This window comes from Agriterribacter sp. (assembly GCF_035497235.1).
GTDB lineage: Bacteria > Bacteroidota > Bacteroidia > Chitinophagales > Chitinophagaceae > Agriterribacter.
This window is the reverse complement of sequence record NZ_DATJEB010000032.1, coordinates 111,572-130,434: the sequence shown is the minus strand read 5'-3', so window position 1 is coordinate 130,434 and position 18,863 is coordinate 111,572. Positions and strand designations below refer to the sequence as shown.

General features: G+C 43.7%; 16 protein-coding genes and 1 tRNA gene. 4 read left to right on the top strand and 13 right to left on the bottom strand.

The window, feature by feature from the left end:
- Window positions 1–649 precede the first annotated feature (649 nt).
- The 5 genes from VL121_RS09375 to VL121_RS09355 form a co-directional block, all read right to left on the bottom strand.
- Complete coding sequence (locus tag VL121_RS09375) at window positions 650–1,657, bottom strand: type II toxin-antitoxin system HipA family toxin (protein ID WP_325404520.1); 1,008 nt, start codon at window positions 1,655–1,657, stop codon at window positions 650–652.
- Window positions 1,654–1,980, bottom strand: coding sequence for a HipA N-terminal domain-containing protein (locus VL121_RS09370; protein WP_325404518.1), 327 nt, complete (start codon window positions 1,978–1,980; stop codon window positions 1,654–1,656). The genes VL121_RS09375 and VL121_RS09370 overlap by 4 nt, the downstream gene beginning before the upstream one ends.
- Before the next feature lie 10 nt (window positions 1,981–1,990).
- Complete coding sequence (locus VL121_RS09365; protein ID WP_325404516.1) at window positions 1,991–2,203, bottom strand: helix-turn-helix domain-containing protein; 213 nt, start codon at window positions 2,201–2,203, stop codon at window positions 1,991–1,993.
- Between the two features lie 442 nt (window positions 2,204–2,645).
- A tRNA-Leu gene (locus VL121_RS09360) sits at window positions 2,646–2,729 on the bottom strand.
- Window positions 2,730–2,912: 183 nt separating this feature from the next.
- Window positions 2,913–3,728, bottom strand: a complete 816-nt coding sequence (locus VL121_RS09355; protein ID WP_325404514.1) for a 2,3,4,5-tetrahydropyridine-2,6-dicarboxylate N-succinyltransferase — start codon at window positions 3,726–3,728, stop codon at window positions 2,913–2,915.
- Window positions 3,729–3,789: 61 nt separating this feature from the next.
- Between VL121_RS09355 and VL121_RS09350 the strand changes: the two genes are divergently transcribed.
- On the top strand, window positions 3,790–4,359 hold the full coding sequence (locus VL121_RS09350; protein ID WP_325404512.1) for an L-threonylcarbamoyladenylate synthase: 570 nt from the start codon (window positions 3,790–3,792) through the stop codon (window positions 4,357–4,359).
- Window positions 4,356–5,372: a glycosyltransferase family 9 protein gene (locus VL121_RS09345; protein WP_325404510.1), complete on the top strand. Its 1,017-nt coding sequence runs from the start codon at window positions 4,356–4,358 to the stop codon at window positions 5,370–5,372. The genes VL121_RS09350 and VL121_RS09345 overlap by 4 nt, the downstream gene beginning before the upstream one ends.
- 126 nt (window positions 5,373–5,498) lie before the next feature.
- On the opposite strand, the gene VL121_RS09340 is transcribed toward VL121_RS09345, so the two are convergent.
- The 3 genes from VL121_RS09340 to VL121_RS09330 form a co-directional block, all read right to left on the bottom strand.
- A complete protein-coding gene (locus VL121_RS09340; protein WP_325404508.1) occupies window positions 5,499–7,856 on the bottom strand; it encodes an ATP-binding protein in 2,358 nt (785 codons plus the stop codon).
- Between the two features lie 222 nt (window positions 7,857–8,078).
- Window positions 8,079–10,205: an endonuclease MutS2 gene (locus VL121_RS09335; protein ID WP_325404506.1), complete on the bottom strand. Its 2,127-nt coding sequence runs from the start codon at window positions 10,203–10,205 to the stop codon at window positions 8,079–8,081.
- Window positions 10,206–10,333: 128 nt separating this feature from the next.
- The gene (locus tag VL121_RS09330; protein WP_325404504.1) at window positions 10,334–10,471 is read right to left on the bottom strand and encodes a hypothetical protein; all 138 of its coding nucleotides are present in this window, start codon (window positions 10,469–10,471) and stop codon (window positions 10,334–10,336) included.
- Window positions 10,472–10,813: 342 nt separating this feature from the next.
- On the opposite strand from VL121_RS09330, the gene msrA reads away from it, so the two are divergent.
- Window positions 10,814–11,488 (top strand): peptide-methionine (S)-S-oxide reductase MsrA, encoded by a 675-nt coding sequence (msrA, locus tag VL121_RS09325; protein ID WP_325404502.1) that lies wholly within the window; start codon window positions 10,814–10,816, stop codon window positions 11,486–11,488.
- Between the two features lie 124 nt (window positions 11,489–11,612).
- Here msrA and VL121_RS09320 read toward each other — a convergent pair whose 3' ends face one another.
- Window positions 11,613–13,292 (bottom strand): SulP family inorganic anion transporter, encoded by a 1,680-nt coding sequence (locus VL121_RS09320; RefSeq protein WP_325404500.1) that lies wholly within the window; start codon window positions 13,290–13,292, stop codon window positions 11,613–11,615.
- A gap of 45 nt (window positions 13,293–13,337) precedes the next feature.
- Window positions 13,338–13,967, bottom strand: coding sequence for a class I SAM-dependent methyltransferase (locus VL121_RS09315; protein WP_325404498.1), 630 nt, complete (start codon window positions 13,965–13,967; stop codon window positions 13,338–13,340).
- 92 nt (window positions 13,968–14,059) lie between these two features.
- On the opposite strand from VL121_RS09315, the gene VL121_RS09310 reads away from it, so the two are divergent.
- The gene (locus tag VL121_RS09310) at window positions 14,060–14,767 is read left to right on the top strand and encodes a Crp/Fnr family transcriptional regulator (protein WP_325404496.1); all 708 of its coding nucleotides are present in this window, start codon (window positions 14,060–14,062) and stop codon (window positions 14,765–14,767) included.
- A gap of 63 nt (window positions 14,768–14,830) precedes the next feature.
- Here the strand turns inward: VL121_RS09310 and VL121_RS09305 are convergent, their stop codons facing one another.
- Genes VL121_RS09305 through VL121_RS09295 form a run of 3 tightly spaced genes read right to left on the bottom strand, consistent with a single transcriptional unit; the run spans window position 14,831 to window position 18,765 of the window.
- Entirely contained in the window at window positions 14,831–16,246 is a 1,416-nt protein-coding gene (locus tag VL121_RS09305; protein ID WP_325404494.1) for a c-type cytochrome domain-containing protein, read from the bottom strand.
- 21 nt (window positions 16,247–16,267) lie between these two features.
- Window positions 16,268–17,203, bottom strand: a complete 936-nt coding sequence (locus VL121_RS09300) for a sugar phosphate isomerase/epimerase family protein (protein ID WP_325404492.1) — start codon at window positions 17,201–17,203, stop codon at window positions 16,268–16,270.
- A gap of 50 nt (window positions 17,204–17,253) precedes the next feature.
- Complete coding sequence (locus VL121_RS09295) at window positions 17,254–18,765, bottom strand: DUF1501 domain-containing protein (protein WP_325404490.1); 1,512 nt, start codon at window positions 18,763–18,765, stop codon at window positions 17,254–17,256.
- Between the last annotated feature and the right edge of the window lie 98 nt (window positions 18,766–18,863).

Here is an 18,863-nt window from a genome sequence, read left to right as displayed (position 1 = left end):
TTGTAACTAATTTGCAATCAAAGTATTCCAGTCTATGTTAAATTTCAACGTTTTTTTCAACAAATTTCTAACAAAAAAATCTTATCAGAAATATGACAAAAAGCCACTGACATTTTTTTGTTAAGTTAATTGAGTTTACACAAATAAGCCAGTCCATATCCATTGTCTTATACGTTCCTTTTCAACGATCTGCTTAGCACACCATATTCGCATCAATATACTGTTTAAATATCTATACAAAACCGATATAGTGAAAGACCTACTTTGCTTGGCTGCATAAGTATTAATTTTGTTGATACAATCAATGCTCCTCATAAGTCCAGTGGAACATCCAAAAAAATGTCTGCGTTCTTTCGAGTCCGGACGGAGCCGTTCTGCGGACTGGACGGGGCTGTTAAAAGCCTCATTTCCAGCCTAAAAACCATGTAAATATTCTATTACACCCGGATGGGAATCCGAATTGGTACCCGCATCATTTGGGCTTATTTGAATCAGTTTATTAAAGAACTTTTATCAGTATAAAGATACTGAACCCCCGGCCTAATAAGCATCTTTTTTAGAGTATTAATAAAGCCATTGCATTGTCTCTTTTTATTAGATCTTCCAATAAAACCGGGATGCTTTAACCGTACCTGAATCACTCAACTTTTCATGCCTTGTTAAGACTGTTGCGTTTGGTGCTATAGTCCAGCAAATAAGCACGCTTGGTAGCATCGTTTAGAAAAGAGCGTTGAACCAGTTGTTCCACTTTATCCTGTTTTATTAAAAACGGCGCTATCAATCTTTCTGCTCGTTTTTCATCAATATTGATCCTTCGTCCGAATTCCAAAAAATCCTCCTTATTGTGGTGATGTGTTTTCTTAAAAGCGCCTGACTGAAAATCGTCAACGAATAAGCCTTTATCCAGAGCAAAATCGGTATCATCCACATGTATTCTTGTATTGATCAGATCATACGCCGGGCTGAGAAAATAATCGCCGCTTTCTGTTTCCAGCAAAGCAAAGTTTTTCAAATGGGCATCGCCGTTAGAGAAGGCATAATTGAATAACACTAGTGTAAAAAACTTCTCTATTTCCACTCGCCATGCCGGAACGAATTTTCGGATCAATGCAGCAGCTTCTTCATAGGAGTATTCATACTTAAAATTCGCACCGGCAGTAGCTTTTGTTTTACCTGCCAGTGTAGCAAAATCCTCCTTCCCCCATTTACTGCCGTTTTTTTTTACATCAAAGCGCCGGGTTATATATGCTGGTTGGCCATCTTTAAAAAAGATCATCCCATTTTCAGCGGTATATATTCCATATACCTGCGCGGCTATCTGCATAGTAATATGTTCGTTAGCCGGTACCTGGTTCACTTTTTTGAGATCTCTCGGAATGGGCTTTAATATATATGTTCCCTGTTCTCCTTCTTCCGTTAAGCTGAGCTCATTCTTATGCAGCGCCAACGACAGTTTTTCCTGCACTCCCGAGATGGAAATACGTTTCCTGTTCTCTATAAATCGTGCTGCATCTTCCTCGCTGTGCTGAGAGGAATCGTAGCGTAATATATGGTTCACCTTTTTCCCATCGAACATCCTTCTTAGAAAAGTAGGACTATAAGTGTGATAGCCTTCAGTCAGCAAACCAGGGCAATATTTTATTTCCGGAACGCTCATATAATTATCGGTTTAACAGTTACCGCACCAATCGTATCATACCGCGCAGTAGCTGCCAGTAATCCAAAATCATCTCCTTCATCTATTTTTAGCGCACGGCTCTGCAATTTCCGGTTCACGCCTTCAGACAGCATATTGTAGAAGAAGGGAAACAGATGCGCAGCTTTATATTCCTGGGAAGTTTTGGGCAGCGTGAGGCTGATGGCCGGTTTTGACGGATCTGCAAAATAGTTATCATCGTAATGAAAAGTATAATGCCTATTATCCTCTTCCGTTAGAATGCCAGTCAATATATTGTTTCTATATACTTCAACACTTCGCACAAATAAATAATTACAGGGTTATTTTTTTTACCTCCAGCTTTATTTCAAGTCCCAATACATCAGCAATTTTTTCCACCAGGTCAAGTGTCGGATTGGCATCGCCCCGTTCGATCTTATAAAGGGAATTCACACTGATTCCAGCCAGTTCGGCTAAATGCGGCTGGGTAATTTTAAGCGCTTTCCGGCGCTTTTTTATAGCTGTTCCCACATCCCTTACTAACATTATAATGTGATTTTTAGCTAAAGTAGGAAATTTTACCAATATTTCAGAATATAATCACACTATGATATGATTTTGGTGTAATTAAACGTGAGAGAAAGGGTAATAAAAAGCTATATCACAGTATGATGTGATTTTTATAAATACCATATCCTTAATAGGAACAGCAAAAGTTTCACTTCAAGAACTAAGTATGCAAAGAGCAAAGAGCATTTTCTCCAGATGTTATTTTGGAGCTACGGTGGCAGATCAGCATTTTTTATGAAGAACCTGAAACGAAAAAGGAATAGCAAAAGAATTGCAAATGGCGAATGAAAACTGCTTGTCATACTACTTGTCATTTGCTTGTCAAATACAGCGGTAGAAAGCGTAAAAAGGTGACAGTTTTTTGACAAGCGTAAAAAGAAAAAGCTTTGTAAATCAATGACTTACAAAGCTTTTAACGTGCCCGGGACTGGATTCGAACCAGCACATCCTTTCGAACGCTGCCACCTGAAGACAGTGCGTCTACCAGTTTCGCCACCCGGGCAATAATTACGGGTTGCAAATATAAGGGGAATAATTATTTCATATCTACATTTTTTGATGGCCGCCAGCCGGCAACGGGCCATACCCCCAATGGATACCCGAAAAGCCTCCGGGGGCATATTACCTGCCGGTATAAAGTGAATGAAAATACCGGCAGCGGTACTCTCTTCTTTTCTTTTACTTTCTACACGCTTACATTAAAATCTCTTAATGCATCGTTCAGGCTGGTTTTCAAATCTGTACTGGTTTTGCGCTGGCCTATGATCAAAGCGCAGTTAACTCCATATTCTCCTGCCGGAAATTTTTTATTGTAAGTGCCAGGTATTACAACGCTCCGCGCAGGAATTCTTCCTTTATATTCAACCGGCGCGCTACCGCTTACATCAATGATCTTAGTGCTTTTGGTTAATACCACATTGGCGCCCAGTACCGCTTCTTTTTCTACCATTACGCCTTCTACCACAATACAACGGCTGCCAATAAAACAGCCGTCTTCCACAATTACAGGGCTGGCCTGCAAGGGTTCCAGCACACCGCCAATACCTACCCCGCCGCTCAAATGCACGCCTTTGCCAATTTGTGCGCAACTGCCTACAGTGGCCCAGGTATCAACCATAGTACCCTCATCTACGTAAGCGCCTATATTTACATAAGAAGGCATCAACACAACGTTACGGGCAATGTATGCACCGTATCTTGCCACAGCGTGCGGCACGGCACGTACGCCCAGCTCCCGGTACCCGCTTTTCAGCAGCATTTTATCATGGAATTCAAACGGTTCAATATGCCATGTTTGCATGGTTTGTATAGCAAAGTACATAAGAATGGCCTGCTTCACCCATTCATTCACTACCCAGCCTTTTTCGGAAGGAGATGCAGTGCGCAATCTTCCCTTATCAATATCTTCAATCACCGATTTTATTGCTTCAACATATACTTCGTCTTTTAACAACTCCCTGTTTTGCCAGGCTTTTGTAATTAGATCTTGTAAGTCTGTCATGTTGTTCTTTTTTTTACAAACTTAATCAGTTTGCTTTGCAAAGCCTTACTATTTTTGCAATATGAACTTTACAGCAGATGTGGACCGTTGTTTACAGGTAGTGCAGGCTGGCGGCATAATACTATACCCTACAGATACCGTTTGGGGGCTGGGCTGCGATGCTACCAACCCCGCAGCGGTACAAAGAATTTACCAGATAAAACAAAGGGAGGAATCGAAATCCATGATCGTTTTATTAACAGCGGAAAGGGATGTAATAAAATACGTGACGCAACCTGATTTAAGGGTGTTTGACTATTTGGATGAAACCACCAAACCCACCACTGTAATTTATAAAGGCGCAATAGGAATGGCGCCTAATTTAATGGCGCCGGATGGCAGCATTGCCATAAGAATAGTAAAAGACGATTTTTGCACGCATCTGATCAAACGGCTGCGAAAACCGCTGGTGTCTACCTCCGCTAATATTTCCGGTAAGCCGGCCCCTGCTTTTTTCAGTACTATTGATCCGGCAATAATTGCTGCTGCAGATTACGTGGTACAATACCGGCAGGATGACACCCGTGCTGCGCAACCTTCGGCGGTAATACGCTGGAATGATGATGGAACGGTAACGGAGCTGAGGAAATGATGAAAAAAATACTGATCATACAAACCGCATTCATAGGAGATGTAGTGCTGGCTACCTGCCTGGTAGAAAAGCTACATGCTTTTTTTCCGGATGCGCAAATTGATTTTTTACTGCGGAAAGGTAATGAAGGGTTGCTGAAAGCACATCCTCACCTGCATGAGGTATTGATATGGGATAAGCAGCATGGAAAATACAGCGCGCTCTGGCGCCTGCTGCAACGCATCCGGAAAAATAAATATGACAAGGTGATTAACGTTCAGCGTTTTGGCGCAACGGGTTTGCTTACCGCTTTTTCAAAGGCCAAACAAAAAATAGGGTTTGATAAAAATCCTTTCAGCCCGACATTTGATATCAGCATAAAACACAACATGTGTAATAGCAGCGCCGCACCACATGAAACTGAACGTAACCTCAGCCTTATACAATCCTTTACCGATTCCGCCATATACAAGCCACGGCTGTATCCTTCGCAGCAAGACAGAGATAGTGTGCAACCGCTTATGTCTTCCCCCTATATCTGTATTGCACCCGCATCCGTATGGTTTACCAAACAATACCCGGCACAAAAATGGATAAGCTTTATTAATAAAATACCTGCTTCATATACCGTTTATCTTCTTGGCGCACCCGGTGAAGCCAAACTATGTGAAGAGATACAGCAAAAAGCTGAAAGGAAAATAACATCCCTGGCAGGTCAATTCAATTTTTTACAATCGGCTGCGCTAATGCGGGGTGCTGTTATGAATTATGTAAATGATTCCGCACCCATGCATTTCGCCTCTGCTATGAACGCACCGGTAACAGCGGTATATTGCTCTACTGTTCCTGCGTTTGGATATGGCCCGTTATCTGACAAAAAGTATATAGTGGAAATACAGGAGCCGCTGCGCTGCCGCCCATGCGGACTGCACGGCTACAGGCAATGCCCGGAGGGTCATTTCAAATGCGCTTACCTTATCGGGGACGAACAGTTGCTGGAGCCGCTGATAAATGTGGAAACGTGGAAAATGTGATGATGTGGAAATTTTCAAACCTGCCAGCCGGCAGGCTGGTTTGAAAATGAGAGCGGAATGACCGCAGGGTGCAAGCTTCAGAACACACTCCCTGACACCTGACACCAGATACCTGCTACCTCCCCCTCACTTCCTGTATTTAAGGATAGTTCTGCACAACCCCTCAGGGTTAAAAGGTTTTACTACTATATCCGTAATACCCGCATCCTTTGCTTTTTCCGCAATTTCCGCGGCTAAGGTAGCGGTTAAAGCAATAATGGGTACAGCAATACCAGCTTTCCTTAATTGCCTGGTGGCTTCAAATCCGTCCATTTCAGGCATATTCAAATCCATAATAACAATATCATGAACAGCAGCGTTAAATTTTTCAACCGCATCCCTGCCGTTACCCGCCAGTTCCACAACCGCACCAAAATCCTCAAGAATAGTTTTTGCTATCATCGCATTCAGCGGGTTATCTTCTGCAAGCAAAATGGCACAACCCTGTAATGGCTTATACTTTCCCGTTAAAGCGCCGGTGGATAAGGGCTTTTCGCGGTATACTACGGGAAAAGACAAGGTGAACCAAAAAGCCGAGCCCTTGCCCGGATTGCTGCTAAACTCCAGCGCCGTGTTATGCAAGTCCAATATTTTTCTGCAGATGGCAAGTCCCAACCCCGTTCCGCCATATTTTCGCGAAGTAGAGGAATCCGCCTGTGTGAACCTTTTAAAAATTATTTTCTGCTCATCCGGCGATATACCAATACCTGAATCTTTAACCGTTATGGTAATGCTTGCCTGATGCGCATCCACTTTTTGTGTGTGCAATGATAGTTTCACCCACCCTTCATCCGTAAATTTTATTGCATTATGCACGAGGTTGGTAATTACCTGGGTAATGCGGGTAGGGTCGCCGGATACCAGTTCGGGTATACGGTCATCCACTTCATATTCCAGCCTTAAGTTTTTACTGCCGGCGAAGCTTTGCTCACCTTTAATAATATGCTTTCCAATGTCCCGGAGGTTCATATCAATTTTCTCCAGCCGCATTTTATCCGCTTCCAGCTTGCTGTAATCAAGAATATCATTAACCAGCACCAGCAGGTTGTTGGCAGAAAATAAAACTACTTCTAATGTGTCTTTTTGGGATAAGGAAGGTTTTCCTTTGAGCAAAATATGCACCAGCCCAACAATAGCATTCAGGGGTGTCCTTATTTCATGAGACATAGTAGAAAGGAATTCGGATTTCGCCGTTACACCCAATTGTGCCTGCATCGCAGAATAGCTGAGGGTGTACGCAAAGCGCGAAGAAAGAATAATAGCCTGTAAAAAAAGGAAAAGAATATACCCCGAACAGATCATTACTTTCATAACAGGTGCCAGCTTAAAATAGTGCAGGTTCAGGAACAGGAACAGCACAAAAGCGATACAGGTACTCAAAAGCGCAAAATCAGAGCCATTACGTTTATGCATATACGCTCTTATAAAAACATAAAAAGCATAGCCTAAGTAAAAAAACAAAACAATAAGATACAATGGCATAACACTGCTGAAGAGCCGAACGGGCGCTATAAGAATCATGATACTATACAGCGCGCTTATCCATAACAGCGTTCTTACCAGTGCTTTATTTGCTTCTTCAGGATAGAGATAACGGATATACTGAAAGAGAAAAGCACAAGCTACCACGAGTGACAGATATTCTATCCGCAGGGCCAGGAACCAGTTCACTCCCGGAAAAAAAGAAAAAAACAAATAGGGTCCCGTGCCTATAATACGATAACTATACGCGAGGCAAAATAATGCAAAGTATAAAATAGGTTTATCGCTTTGGGCAAACAGGTATAACCCAAAGAAAAGAAACCCGCTCATCAATATAAAACCTGTTGTAACAGCGTCTAAGCCCCAGTCTATTTTGCTTTGTTTTACGACTTGCGCAAAATCACCAAGCACAATGGTTTTATGCGGTCCGCCCTTGGAATGCCAGAAATTAGCAACCTGCAGCAACAGGTGTACCGTATCGGTATGTTGCGGAAGTAAAACGATCTGTTCCGCCCAAAAAGGCCGGGCATCTTCTTTTTTTATGGCCGGCCTCCCGCTTTCAACAGCCAAACTATCATTTACGTATAAACGATAGCTGCTGTATATATCGGGTATACGCAAGCCGGTTGGACGAATGCCCCGCGGAAGAAGTATAGCGAGTTTGTATGTAGCATAACCGGTGGAAGGCAGCATCTTGCCATTAACCATTATATGATCCCACAGCGAGGGAAAGGGGGCATAGCTGCCATGTTCCGGTATGTCTGCGGGAGTGAGCAACTGATTCCAGTAAAATTCCCACTGCCCGGTTAAAGGAACATGCTCTGAACCTATACCGGCACCACGCAAATCAAGTACGCCATGCCGTACAGGTTGCGTATCGTGCATACTGCCGGTAAACAGCGCAAACAGCAGTACCCATAGTGCTACAATAACGGCCAAAACAATTAACCATTTTTTTTTCATAAAAACCGGACAGGTTACAGGGTTTTGGAAAAATGTGCAGCACCTGTTAATGCTGAAGCTTAAAGATAAATATAATATTTGTAGTTTACCAGGTATGAGATATCAGGTATGAGATATCAGGTATGAGCGATCAGCAATCAGCCGTCAGCAGTGAGCTAATACCATTTTCACCTTTCCGTTCGCTTTTCACAACTCACTTCTCACGCTTCACTTTCTCACTTCTCACTTTTCACTCACCCCCTCCCCCTCCTTATCCCTCACCACAACCAGGTTTTTCAATTCAACCGTAATAGGAATAACACCTAACTGAACGATCGCTTTTTTATCGCGTATTTCCTTTACCGTACCCACCTGGTTATTCTGAAGCATCCTCACTTTTAGTCCGGCTTTAACCTCCCCTCCCGTTTCAATATATTTCGAATCAAATTTTTTCTTCGCTTTTTCCTTTACCTGTTTTTCCTTTTGCTTAAACAGCATGGCGTGCAGTTGCTTCATCAAAGCCGATTTATCTTCATGGCTTTCCATCCTGCGCCAGTCAAAAACAATTTGCTTCAGCTTGCGTTCCATGTCTTTCAGATAGGCAATCCGCTCTTCATTTATTTTGTTCTGCTGTTCCAGCAATTCCACCTGCTGGCGGTGTTTTTCCTGCTGCATGGTTTGCTCCATTTCCTTTTTCAGGCGTTCATTATCTTTCAGCAGCGTATTCAGCTTTTTTTCCTTTTGCTCCAGTATGCGTACGTCCTGCTCTGCCCGGTTCAGCAGCTTATCCAAACTGAAATGATCCTCTGCCACCATCGTTTTAGCCCTGGCAATGAGTTGCGGCTCCATACCAATTCTTTCTGCGATAGAAAAGGTATAGGAGCTTCCGGGTTTACCAATGACCAGCTTATATAAGGGTAATAAATGCTTTTCATCAAAGGCCATTGCCCCATTGATAATACCCGGCGTTTTATTGGCCATCACTTTTAAATTAAGGTAATGCGTTGTTACAATACCAAAAGCATGCTTTTTCGCCAGCTCTTCTAATATCACTTCGGCAAAAGCTCCGCCCAGGTGCGGATCGCTGCCGCTGCCCAGCTCGTCAATAAAAAACAACGTTCTTCCGTTGGCGTTATCAATAAGATATTTCATGTTTTTTAAGTGCGAGCTATAAGTACTCAGCTCAAATTCGAGGCTTTGCGTATCGCCGATATGGATCATCAGTTGTTTGAATATACCCATCTGCGAATGCGGATGCACCGGTACCAGTAACCCGCTCTGCAGCATCATTTGCAGCAACCCCACCGTTTTTAAGGTAACCGTTTTACCACCCGCATTGGGGCCCGATATAACCAGTATCCTGCTTTTTTCATCTAACGTAACCGAAACCGGTATTACAGGCTTACCCGATCGCTGATGATAGAGATACAATAAAGGATGATGAGCTTCAATAAGCTGTACAAGCGCCCTGTCCTGTACAACGGGGTAATTGCCGCCAATATCCATCGCTAACTTTGCTTTCCCCCTAATAAAATCATATTCCCCGGCAATAACATAGTACTCCTTTAGCAAAGCGGCATATACAGAAAGTTGCTTTGTTAATTCCCTGAGTATCCGGTAAATTTCGCGACTTTCTTCGTGCTCCAGCGCAAATACATCATTGTTCAGCTCAATGGTTTCTTCCGGTTCAATAAAAGATGTTTTGCGCGTATCGCTTTCACCCAGCAAAATGCCTTTTACCTGCCGTTTATATTCCGCATGAACCGCTACTACCCTGCGGCCGTTTAAAAAAGCTTCTTCAATATCCGATACATAACCGCTTTTATTCCACTTAGCCACCACCCTGTCGAATGCGCGGCGCAGTTCTGCCCGCTTGCGTATTAAACCTATTCTTATTTTTTCCAGCGCTGTTGAAGCATTGTCTTTTACGTTACCGTATTCATCCAGCACATCATCAATAAGCGCAATAACCGCTTTTTCGTAATAACTGCGGGCAACTACACTTAACAGTAACGGGTAGGCGATCTTCCTTTCCGCATCAAACCAGTGAAAAACCTGCTTCATACTTTCCGCCAGCCGGCGTATATTTATCAACTGCTCTTCATTCAGCACAGCGCCCGGAACACCCAGGAGCTTTAACTCACCGGCTACATTCAAAACAATGTCATTGGGAAAATAAATTCCGTTCTGCAGCAGCAGTTTATACTCATGGGTTTGCTTCAGCTCAGGTTCAATATAACTGAGCCGGGTATGAATACGCAATTGTTCCGCCTTATTTTTGCCATAAGCCGTTTGACAGTGGGCAGCAAGCAGTGCTTTCACTTTATCAAATTCCAACTGCATCAAAGCCGATTCCGGAAAGAGTTTCATTTGTTTATTGCTTCATTTTTGAATGGGCAAAGGTAAGCGGAAATGTATTTTACCGCTTTCCGTTCCTAATGGCGAAAGACCGGGTAAGGGGCTGTCAACCGGCCTGCTGCTATGAGCTGCAGTACGGGCTATTCGCTGCAGGTACGGCTCAAGGCCCCGCACAATGCCTCACCGGGCTTTCCGCTGCTATCCCGCAGCCCGTGGGCAGCGCCTGGTAGTGTACGGGCTATCGGCACGCCCTGTCTTGTCATGCGGGAACGAGGCATCCTCCGCCGTGGTTCGTGTCTGCACGAACACCTTAATCATGCTGAACCTGCCCGCCGCGGGGAGCGAAGTATCCAAAATTCCGGTTCGTGTCTCACGAACCGGGGCTATTCCAACAGCGGTCTGACCCTCCTCGTTGGGTACCGACCGCTTTGTAACCAGTGGACAGAACAGTATTACAACCCTTTCAGGGTTGAACAATAAATGGCTTGTTTCAATTACCGGGAAAAGGCGTTTAACAAAATTTAACGTCTTCGTTATACGCCTGCTTCGTACATTCCTTTCGTTATTCAGTAACTTGCGTGCTGGTTGGCATAATATTTATCATTCGTAAATGTTAAGCAATGAAATACCTTTTTCTGGTCCTTGGGATGATCCCTGCAACCGCATTGTTTTCCTGCGGTGCAAAAAGCAGTTCCCAAAAAACAAATAACATGAGCAACGATACTACCATTCATCCTGCTGCTATTACTACCGATGCCCATACGGCAACAGCTACTTTCGCAAACGGCTGCTTCTGGTGTACCGAAGCTGTTTTTCAGCAATTAGAAGGCGTTACAAAAGTAACCAGCGGCTATAGTGGCGGACATGTGGTCAACCCTACCTACGAGCAGGTTTGTGAAAAAAATACCGGGCATGCAGAAGCGCTGCAAATTGTGTATGATCCCACCGTTATTACATTCGAGGAATTATTAGAAGTATTCTGGAAAACGCACGACCCTACCACGTTAAACAGGCAGGGTAATGATGTGGGGCCACAGTACCGCAGCGTAATCTTTTATCACAACAATATCCAAAAAGAAAAAGCCGAAGCCTATAAAGCCGAATTGGATAAAAGCGGCGCATGGCCCAATCCCATTGTAACAACTATTGAACCCTTTAAGAATTTTTACGTGGCGGAAAATTATCATCAGAATTACTATAAGCTCAACGGCAAAGCGCCTTATTGCCAGTATGTGATCAGGCCAAAGCTCGAAAAATTTGAAAAAATATTTAAGGATAAGCTGAAGAAGCAATAAGATTTGCTGTGGGTAAAGATGTGAGGCATGAGGTATCGGGTACCAGGTGTTAGGTTTCAGGTTGTAACTTGTCCGTGTAACTTGCACTCTGTAACAGCCGGAGATGTCAGCCGTCAGCTATGAGCTAATACAACTTCCTCTCACTTCTCACCTCATTTATCACCGCATCGCTTCTCCGCAATGCCCGCGCAAAAGTATCCGTTACATTAGCCTTACCAATAGCAAACAATAAACGGGCAGATCTTAGTTCGTCTATTACCTGTTTGCTATGCACTTCCGATAAAATTAATGTTGTACCCCGGCTTTTCGATTCTTTATGAATTTCCCGCAGCGTTCTTATTCCTGTAGCGTCAATAATAGGTACATACCGCATGCGGATGATGAATACCCTGGATGGCTTTTTTATAAACCTTATAGCGTCTTTGAATTTATAAGCGGCGCCAAAAAATAAAGGTCCGTTTATTTCAAATACTTCTACATCTTTCGGAATAGCATAATTACTTACCGCCTCCTTATCCCGCCCTTCCTCTTTATCTGTATGCTCACCGGTAAGAATATTTACATCTGTAAACTTTATCATATTCCGCATAAACAGGAATACTGCCAGCACCATACCTATCTCAATAGCTACGGTAAGATCAATTAATACAGTAAGAAAAAAAGTGGTCAGTAATACCGCTACATCTCCGCGCGGACCTTTGGCTACGGAAATAAAATTCTCCCATTCGCTCATATTATACGCAACTATTACCAGTATGCCGGCTAATGCAGCCATTGGAATCAGTGCGGCCCATTTTCCTATAAACAATATAATTAACAATAAAGTAAGCGCATGCACAATACCCGCTACAGGGGTTCGGCCCCCATTTTTAATATTAGTTGCAGTACGTGCTATTGCGCCTGTAGCCGGAATACCGCCAAAAATGGAGGAGAAGATATTAGCAATGCCCTGTGCTATCAGTTCCGTATTGGATTTGTGGTTTCCCCCAATCATTCCATCGGCTACAATGGCCGATAATAAAGATTCAATACCACCCAGTAAAGCAATGGTAAATGCAGGTGCGATCAATTTTTGAATAGTAGCAAAATCAATATCGGGTATTACAGGGGAAGGAAAGGAAGAAGGGATGCTGCCGAAACGGCTGCCTATTGTTTCTACAGGCAGATGAAGCCATTGCACCACAGCAGTTGTAATGAAAAGCGCGATTAATGATCCGGGTATTTTACGTGTAACTTTAGGCCACAAAGCTATAACAGCAACGGTGCCGGCTCCAATTAAAAGCGCATATATATTTACCGATTGAAAATTGCCAATATAGCTTTGCCATTTATCTGTAAAATCAGCAGGAACTTCGCCCATTCGTAATCCAAAAAAATCTTTCATCTGCGAAGAGAAAATAATAAGCGCTATACCACTGGTAAATCCTACAATTAAGGGGTAAGGTATAAATTTAATAATGGCCCCCAAACGGGCAATACCCATAATAATGAGGATTATGCCTGCAATGAAAGTGGCTATAATTAAGCCATTAATACCAAATTGCTGAACAATGCCATATACAATTACAATGAATGCGCCGGTAGGTCCGCCGATCTGCACCCTGCTGCCACCCAAAACAGAAATAATAAAGCCGGCTATAACCGCTGTATACAATCCTTTTTCCGGCGATACGCCCGAAGCTATGGCAAACGCAATAGCCAGCGGCAGCGCCACAACACCCACTATTAAACCAGCCATTATATCCTTAATAAACTGCTGCCGGTTATAGTCTTTTAAAGTATCCAACAATTTAGGTCTGAACATACATACCGCTCCTGTTATTATTTTACCCTGGTTTCCAATTTGAGTTTATATTTTAATCCAGAACTTTAACAGGTTATCCATATCAGACCCCACTACATGATAATCAGGCGGTACTTCATCTTCGAGGCTGTAAAATGTGGCTAACCTTGTTCCGGCAGGCATTTGCTCTAACTGTTTAAATAAATACCGGTTATAATAATTATACAACTCGCCGGAATAAGCTATACGTTCATCTATTTTATCTGTACCCGCCAGGTTCTCATAAAAAGCATTATAAAAATAAACATGATCGTAATCGCGCAAATCTAATTGTGTAAAATTTCCGTGTATGAAAGAAACATTCTGTAAGCCAAGCGTATTGCCTGCGGACTGTGCATACGTTACCAGGTCTTTGCGTTGTTCTATACCATAATAATGCGACTTCGGAGAATGATAAGCTGCACTTAAACAAAATTTACCCACACCACTGCCAATGTCAAGTATACGCATGCCATCTTCGGCCGCCAGAAAAAAGGAAGCCTTGCGGGCTACGCTTAACGGCGTCCAGTGCCTGGCGGCTAATAAACGGATAGACTCCGGGTATAGCTGGTTAAACTGTTTATCGGAATTGAAATAACCGCTTATCCCTGACCTTTTTTCGCTCACATCCATCATCATGTAAATATTATTTTGCAAAATTAAGGATCAATCAGTTGCCTTGCGGTAAACCTTATCACAGGGAAAAGTAATTTATATCAATTTTTTAAAAGGTAATTTTGCTATTTACTATGAGTATACAGGGCATTTTTCCGATAGACAAGTGGAATTTTAAAAGCGAATCCATCTTAACCGATCTGCCGGCAGCCGATTTTGAGCAGCTTATGGTGCATAAAAGCGAGCATGTTTTAAAGAAAGGAGAAATTTTATTCCGGGAAGGAGCCTATCCCTCAGGCATATATTATATTGTTGAGGGAAAGGTTAAAAAATATAAAACAGATAAAACGGGAAGAGAGCAGATCATTTACGTGGCTAATACGGGGGAACTGCTTGGCTATCACGCTATATTATCCCAGTACCGGTACCCCGATTCTGCCGCCACACTGGAAGAAAGCAGGATTGCATTTATACCAAAAGAAGATTTCCTACTTACACTACAACAGTCTTCCATCTTGAATAACAGGCTCTTAAAAACGCTCAGCCATGAATTTTCCGTATTGGCTAACAGCATTACCCTGCTTGCTCAAAAACCGGTAAGGGAAAGACTGGCGCTGCAATTAATTGTGCTGAGGGAAAAATATAAAGTAAATTTTGAAGAGGGCGAGGCCGTAGAGATCAATATATCGCGCGATGATCTGGCAAGCCTTGTAGGCACTGCAAGAGAAAATGTGGTAAGGGTATTAACCGAATTTAAAGAAGAAGGGATGCTCAAAACAAAAGGCCGGAAGATTTTTATTAGTGATGTAAAAAAGCTGATTGTGCTGGCAAATGCGGGCTGACATTCCAATAACTGCTTAAAGTAGCACTATATCATTTCTTTATTAAAATTTCAGCAGCCCCTGCTACCTTACCTGCGTAACCAGCGTGGTATCTCCTTCCAGCAAAGGCAAAGCATATCCTCCCGTATCTAGTATCGCTTTAGGAAAAGCTTGTTTAAGTGACGACCAGCCGGCAGCAGTAATATCTGTTTTATACAGATAGATGGTTTGCAGTTCCGGCAGTTGTTTCAACAGCAATAATCCATCGGCGGTAACCCTGGTTCCTACTACATTCAGATATTGTAATTTAGCTGAAGATTGCAGTGCCGACAGCCCTTTGTCTGTTATACGCGTATTATCTAAACTTAGTTTAATTAAAACGGGGAGTTTACCTATGGCAGTCATTGCGCTGTCGCTAACAGCCGTGTTCCCCATTTTCAGCCACACCAATTGTGATGCTATAGGCTCCAGTAATTTTAACTCCTTATCGCCAATACTTTTTGAAGCCAGGAAATTAACGGAAAGATAGTTACTTCCCGTTGCCACCGGAACAATAGTAGCACCCGCTTCCTTCAATTTATTTACGGCCTCATCGGACGCTTTTGCCACAGGCGCTTCGGGTACTTCGGGCTTTGCCGGGGGGTGCAGGTGATCGCTCTGCAAAGCAATGAGCAACGGCTTTATTTTATCGTCCTGCGGCAGCGCTTTTACCGTTTTGCTAAAGCTGGCGCCGTTATTGATCCACCAGCGAATCAAAGTGATCTCCGCTTCCGATGGCTGCGATTTCCCTTTGGGAGGCATGTGTTTCTTTTCCAGCAAATCAAGTGTGAGCCTTTTATACAGTTCACTCTCTGCGCTTTTACCTGCCATCAGTACCTTGCCGTCTTTCCCGCCCTTTGTAATCATCTCTTCGCCGTCTAACCGTAATTTACCTTTTTGCTTCGATGGTCCATGACAGCTATAGCATTTGTTCTGTAATACCGGTTGTATAATATCATGGTATGCCATTGCTTCCTGCACATCGGGAATAATTTTCTTTACTTCCTTTATGTCATCCGGTTCTCCTATATCCTGTGTCAGGTATCCTTCGCCGTGGGTAAGGGTGCCGCCCAGGTGACCGGTAAAAGTAATCAGCAAAAGCAAAACAACGGAAAGCACATAAGGGAGCGCCCGATGGAACCGGAACGAAAATTTTTCGGTATATAGTATATAATACAGAATGGCAATCACGGCAACTCCTATGCCCATCCACCTGTGCCGGTCCAAAACAGTTGCATCATATTCTCCTTCCCCGGCCAATAACCAGCCGCTGATGCAGGATAACACGGCGCTGGCGGCGCCCAGTAATAAAGTAACACTTACGGCAGGACGAATAGCGCTGAACTGCGGTTTCCTGCCAAGCCAGTGGAGTATAACACCCAATAGTAAAATACCAATAGGCAAATGCACCAGTAAGGGATGAAACCGCCCAAGAAAACCTGAAATGCTGAGTAGTATCATAAAAGCTGCGGAATAATATTTTTATTGACCGGAATATCTTTTCTTCAGTTGATTTTTCATATATACATTGATAGCCCATTGATCCGCCAGCGGCTGCCGGGTATAGGGCAATGCGGGAAGGTAGTCGGGTGGGCCGAATTCCGTAAGAAAAGTTAGTTTTTTTATTCCCTGTTTAACTTTTAGCTCCACTACTTTATCCCACCATTGCCAATGGCGTTTTACAGTTGCTTCCCATTCGGGCGCCCGGGGATCATTTACCTGCGGGCCTTCGGGATGACCAACCCTTGCGTGAATATGATCAACCCTTGACAGTGCCAGTTGCACGGTTTCCTCCTGGTCATGCAACAGGGATTCATGTACATTACACCAATGAGAAATATCAAGCGTTACCCGCAACCCGGGAATGGCTTCCATAAACTGCCGCGCTACAGGCGCAGCATATAATATACGCGAACGATGCGTTTCATGACTGACAGGGATGCCCGTTTTCTTCGCTACGTTAATGGTATATTCAATAAACTGTTTATTCTGTTCAAAAGAAAAATAATCCCTGCCTGAATGGCAATTAATGTACAACGGTTTTTGTATATGCTGCGCAGCCGCCGCGTCTATCATGCGCTGAAACTGTTGCAGGTGCTTTTCGAAGTGACTGTCTCCCGATCCGCATAAAAATCCAACTTCCAGCCCGTGCTTTTGCAATACGCTAAATAATGCATCCTGTTGCTTTTTATCGGCGGGCCACCACATTTCTATTCCATCATAGCCCTCCTGTTTGGCCTTTGCGCAAAAATCTTCCGTAGTGCCTTCATATCCCCAGTTGGTTGCCATTATCAACGGCGTAAAATCAGCGGGAAGCGGGAAAGCGGGTTTATCCATCATTGTTTGTTGAAAGGGTGCAATCATTACTCCACCGAGGGCGGCGGTAGCTGATATAAATTTTCTCCGGTTTAAAGGCATATATAATAAGTGGTAAGTAGTAAGTGGTAAGCAATACGGCTCAATCATTTTTATGATACAATTTCGCGTATAACCTTGCCGCTTACATCGGTTAACCGGAATGGTCTTCCCTGGAACTGGTAAACAAATTTTTCGTGATCAAAACCCAACTGGTTTAATATGGTAGCCTGAATATCATAGGGCTCTACTTTACCACTCACAGCACTATAGCCTATATCATCCGTTTCTCCATAGCTCGTACCTCTTTTAATACCACCCCCTGCCATCCACATCGTAAATGCCTCGGCGTGGTGATCTCTTCCCTTGAACGGCATTTCTTTACCATCCCTGTTTTCCTGCATAGGCGTACGGCCAAATTCTCCGCCCCATACCACCAATGTTTCTTCCAGCAAACCTCTTTGTTTCAGATCAAGCAGCAAAGCCGTTATGGGCCGGTCTATAGAACGGCATTTATTGATCAGTCCTATTTCTAAACAATCGGCCGGGCTTGTGCCATGTGAATCCCAGCCCCAATCGAAAAGCTGTACATAACGCACTCCCTTTTCCACTAATTTCCTTGCCAGCAAAACGTTGTTGGCAAAACTTGTGCGCCCCGGTTTGGTGCCATACATTTCGTGTATATATTCAGGTTCATCACTAATATCCATTGCTTCAGGAACCGACATCTGCATTTTATAAGCCATCTCATACTGGGCTATGCGTGATAATATTTCAGGGTCTTTAAATTCTTCATAAGATTGCTGGTTCACCTTGTTAATCGCGTCAATAGAGGCTTTCCGCAGGTCTTTATCTATCCCTTCGGGATTATTGATGAAGAGTACGGGGTCGCCTTCCGACCGGCACTGCACGCCCTGGTAAACAGATGGCAGAAAGCCGCTGCCCCAAACGCTTTTCCCCGCATCGGGGTTTTTACCGCCTGAAGTAAGTACAACAAAACCCGGCAGGTTACTGTTCTCCGTTCCCAGGCCATAGCTTACCCATGAACCCATACTTGGCCTGCCCAAACGCGCGCCACCCGTATGCATCAGCAATTGAGCCGGGGCGTGATTAAACTGGTCTGTTTTAACCGCTTTTAAAAAACTGATTTCATCGGCTACGGTAGCCAAATGGGGCAAGTGATCCGATACCCACGCACCGCTTTGTCCGCGCTGCTCAAAATGGGCCTGCGGCCCCAGCATTTTAGGCACTCCTCTGATAAATGCAAAGCGTTTGCCTTCTAATAATGATGGAGGACATTCCAGCCCATCCAATTTCATCAGGTCGGGCTTGTAATCAAACATTTCTAATTGCGAAGGAGCACCTGCCATATGCAGGTAAATCACGGATTTTGCCTTCCCGGGAAACATTGGAGGATGCGCCGCTAACGGGTTATTACTGTCAAAACTATTCAGTGCCGCGCCTTTCGAACTCCAGAAATCGCAGCCGCTTAATAAAGACCCAAAGGCCATGGCACCCAGGCCGGTAATGCTATCTTTTAAAAAGTGTCTCCGCGTGGCCAGGCGCAGGGTTTCATGATTGGCCTCATTAACCAGCCGCTGGTTATGCAATTCTTTTTGAGTCATATTTTATATTTTGCAGCCTGGAATTAAGAATAACTCAAATCCAGGCATTTTTCTTTTTTAATGATACACCGCTTCTCCTTATTGGCTTTACCGGAACT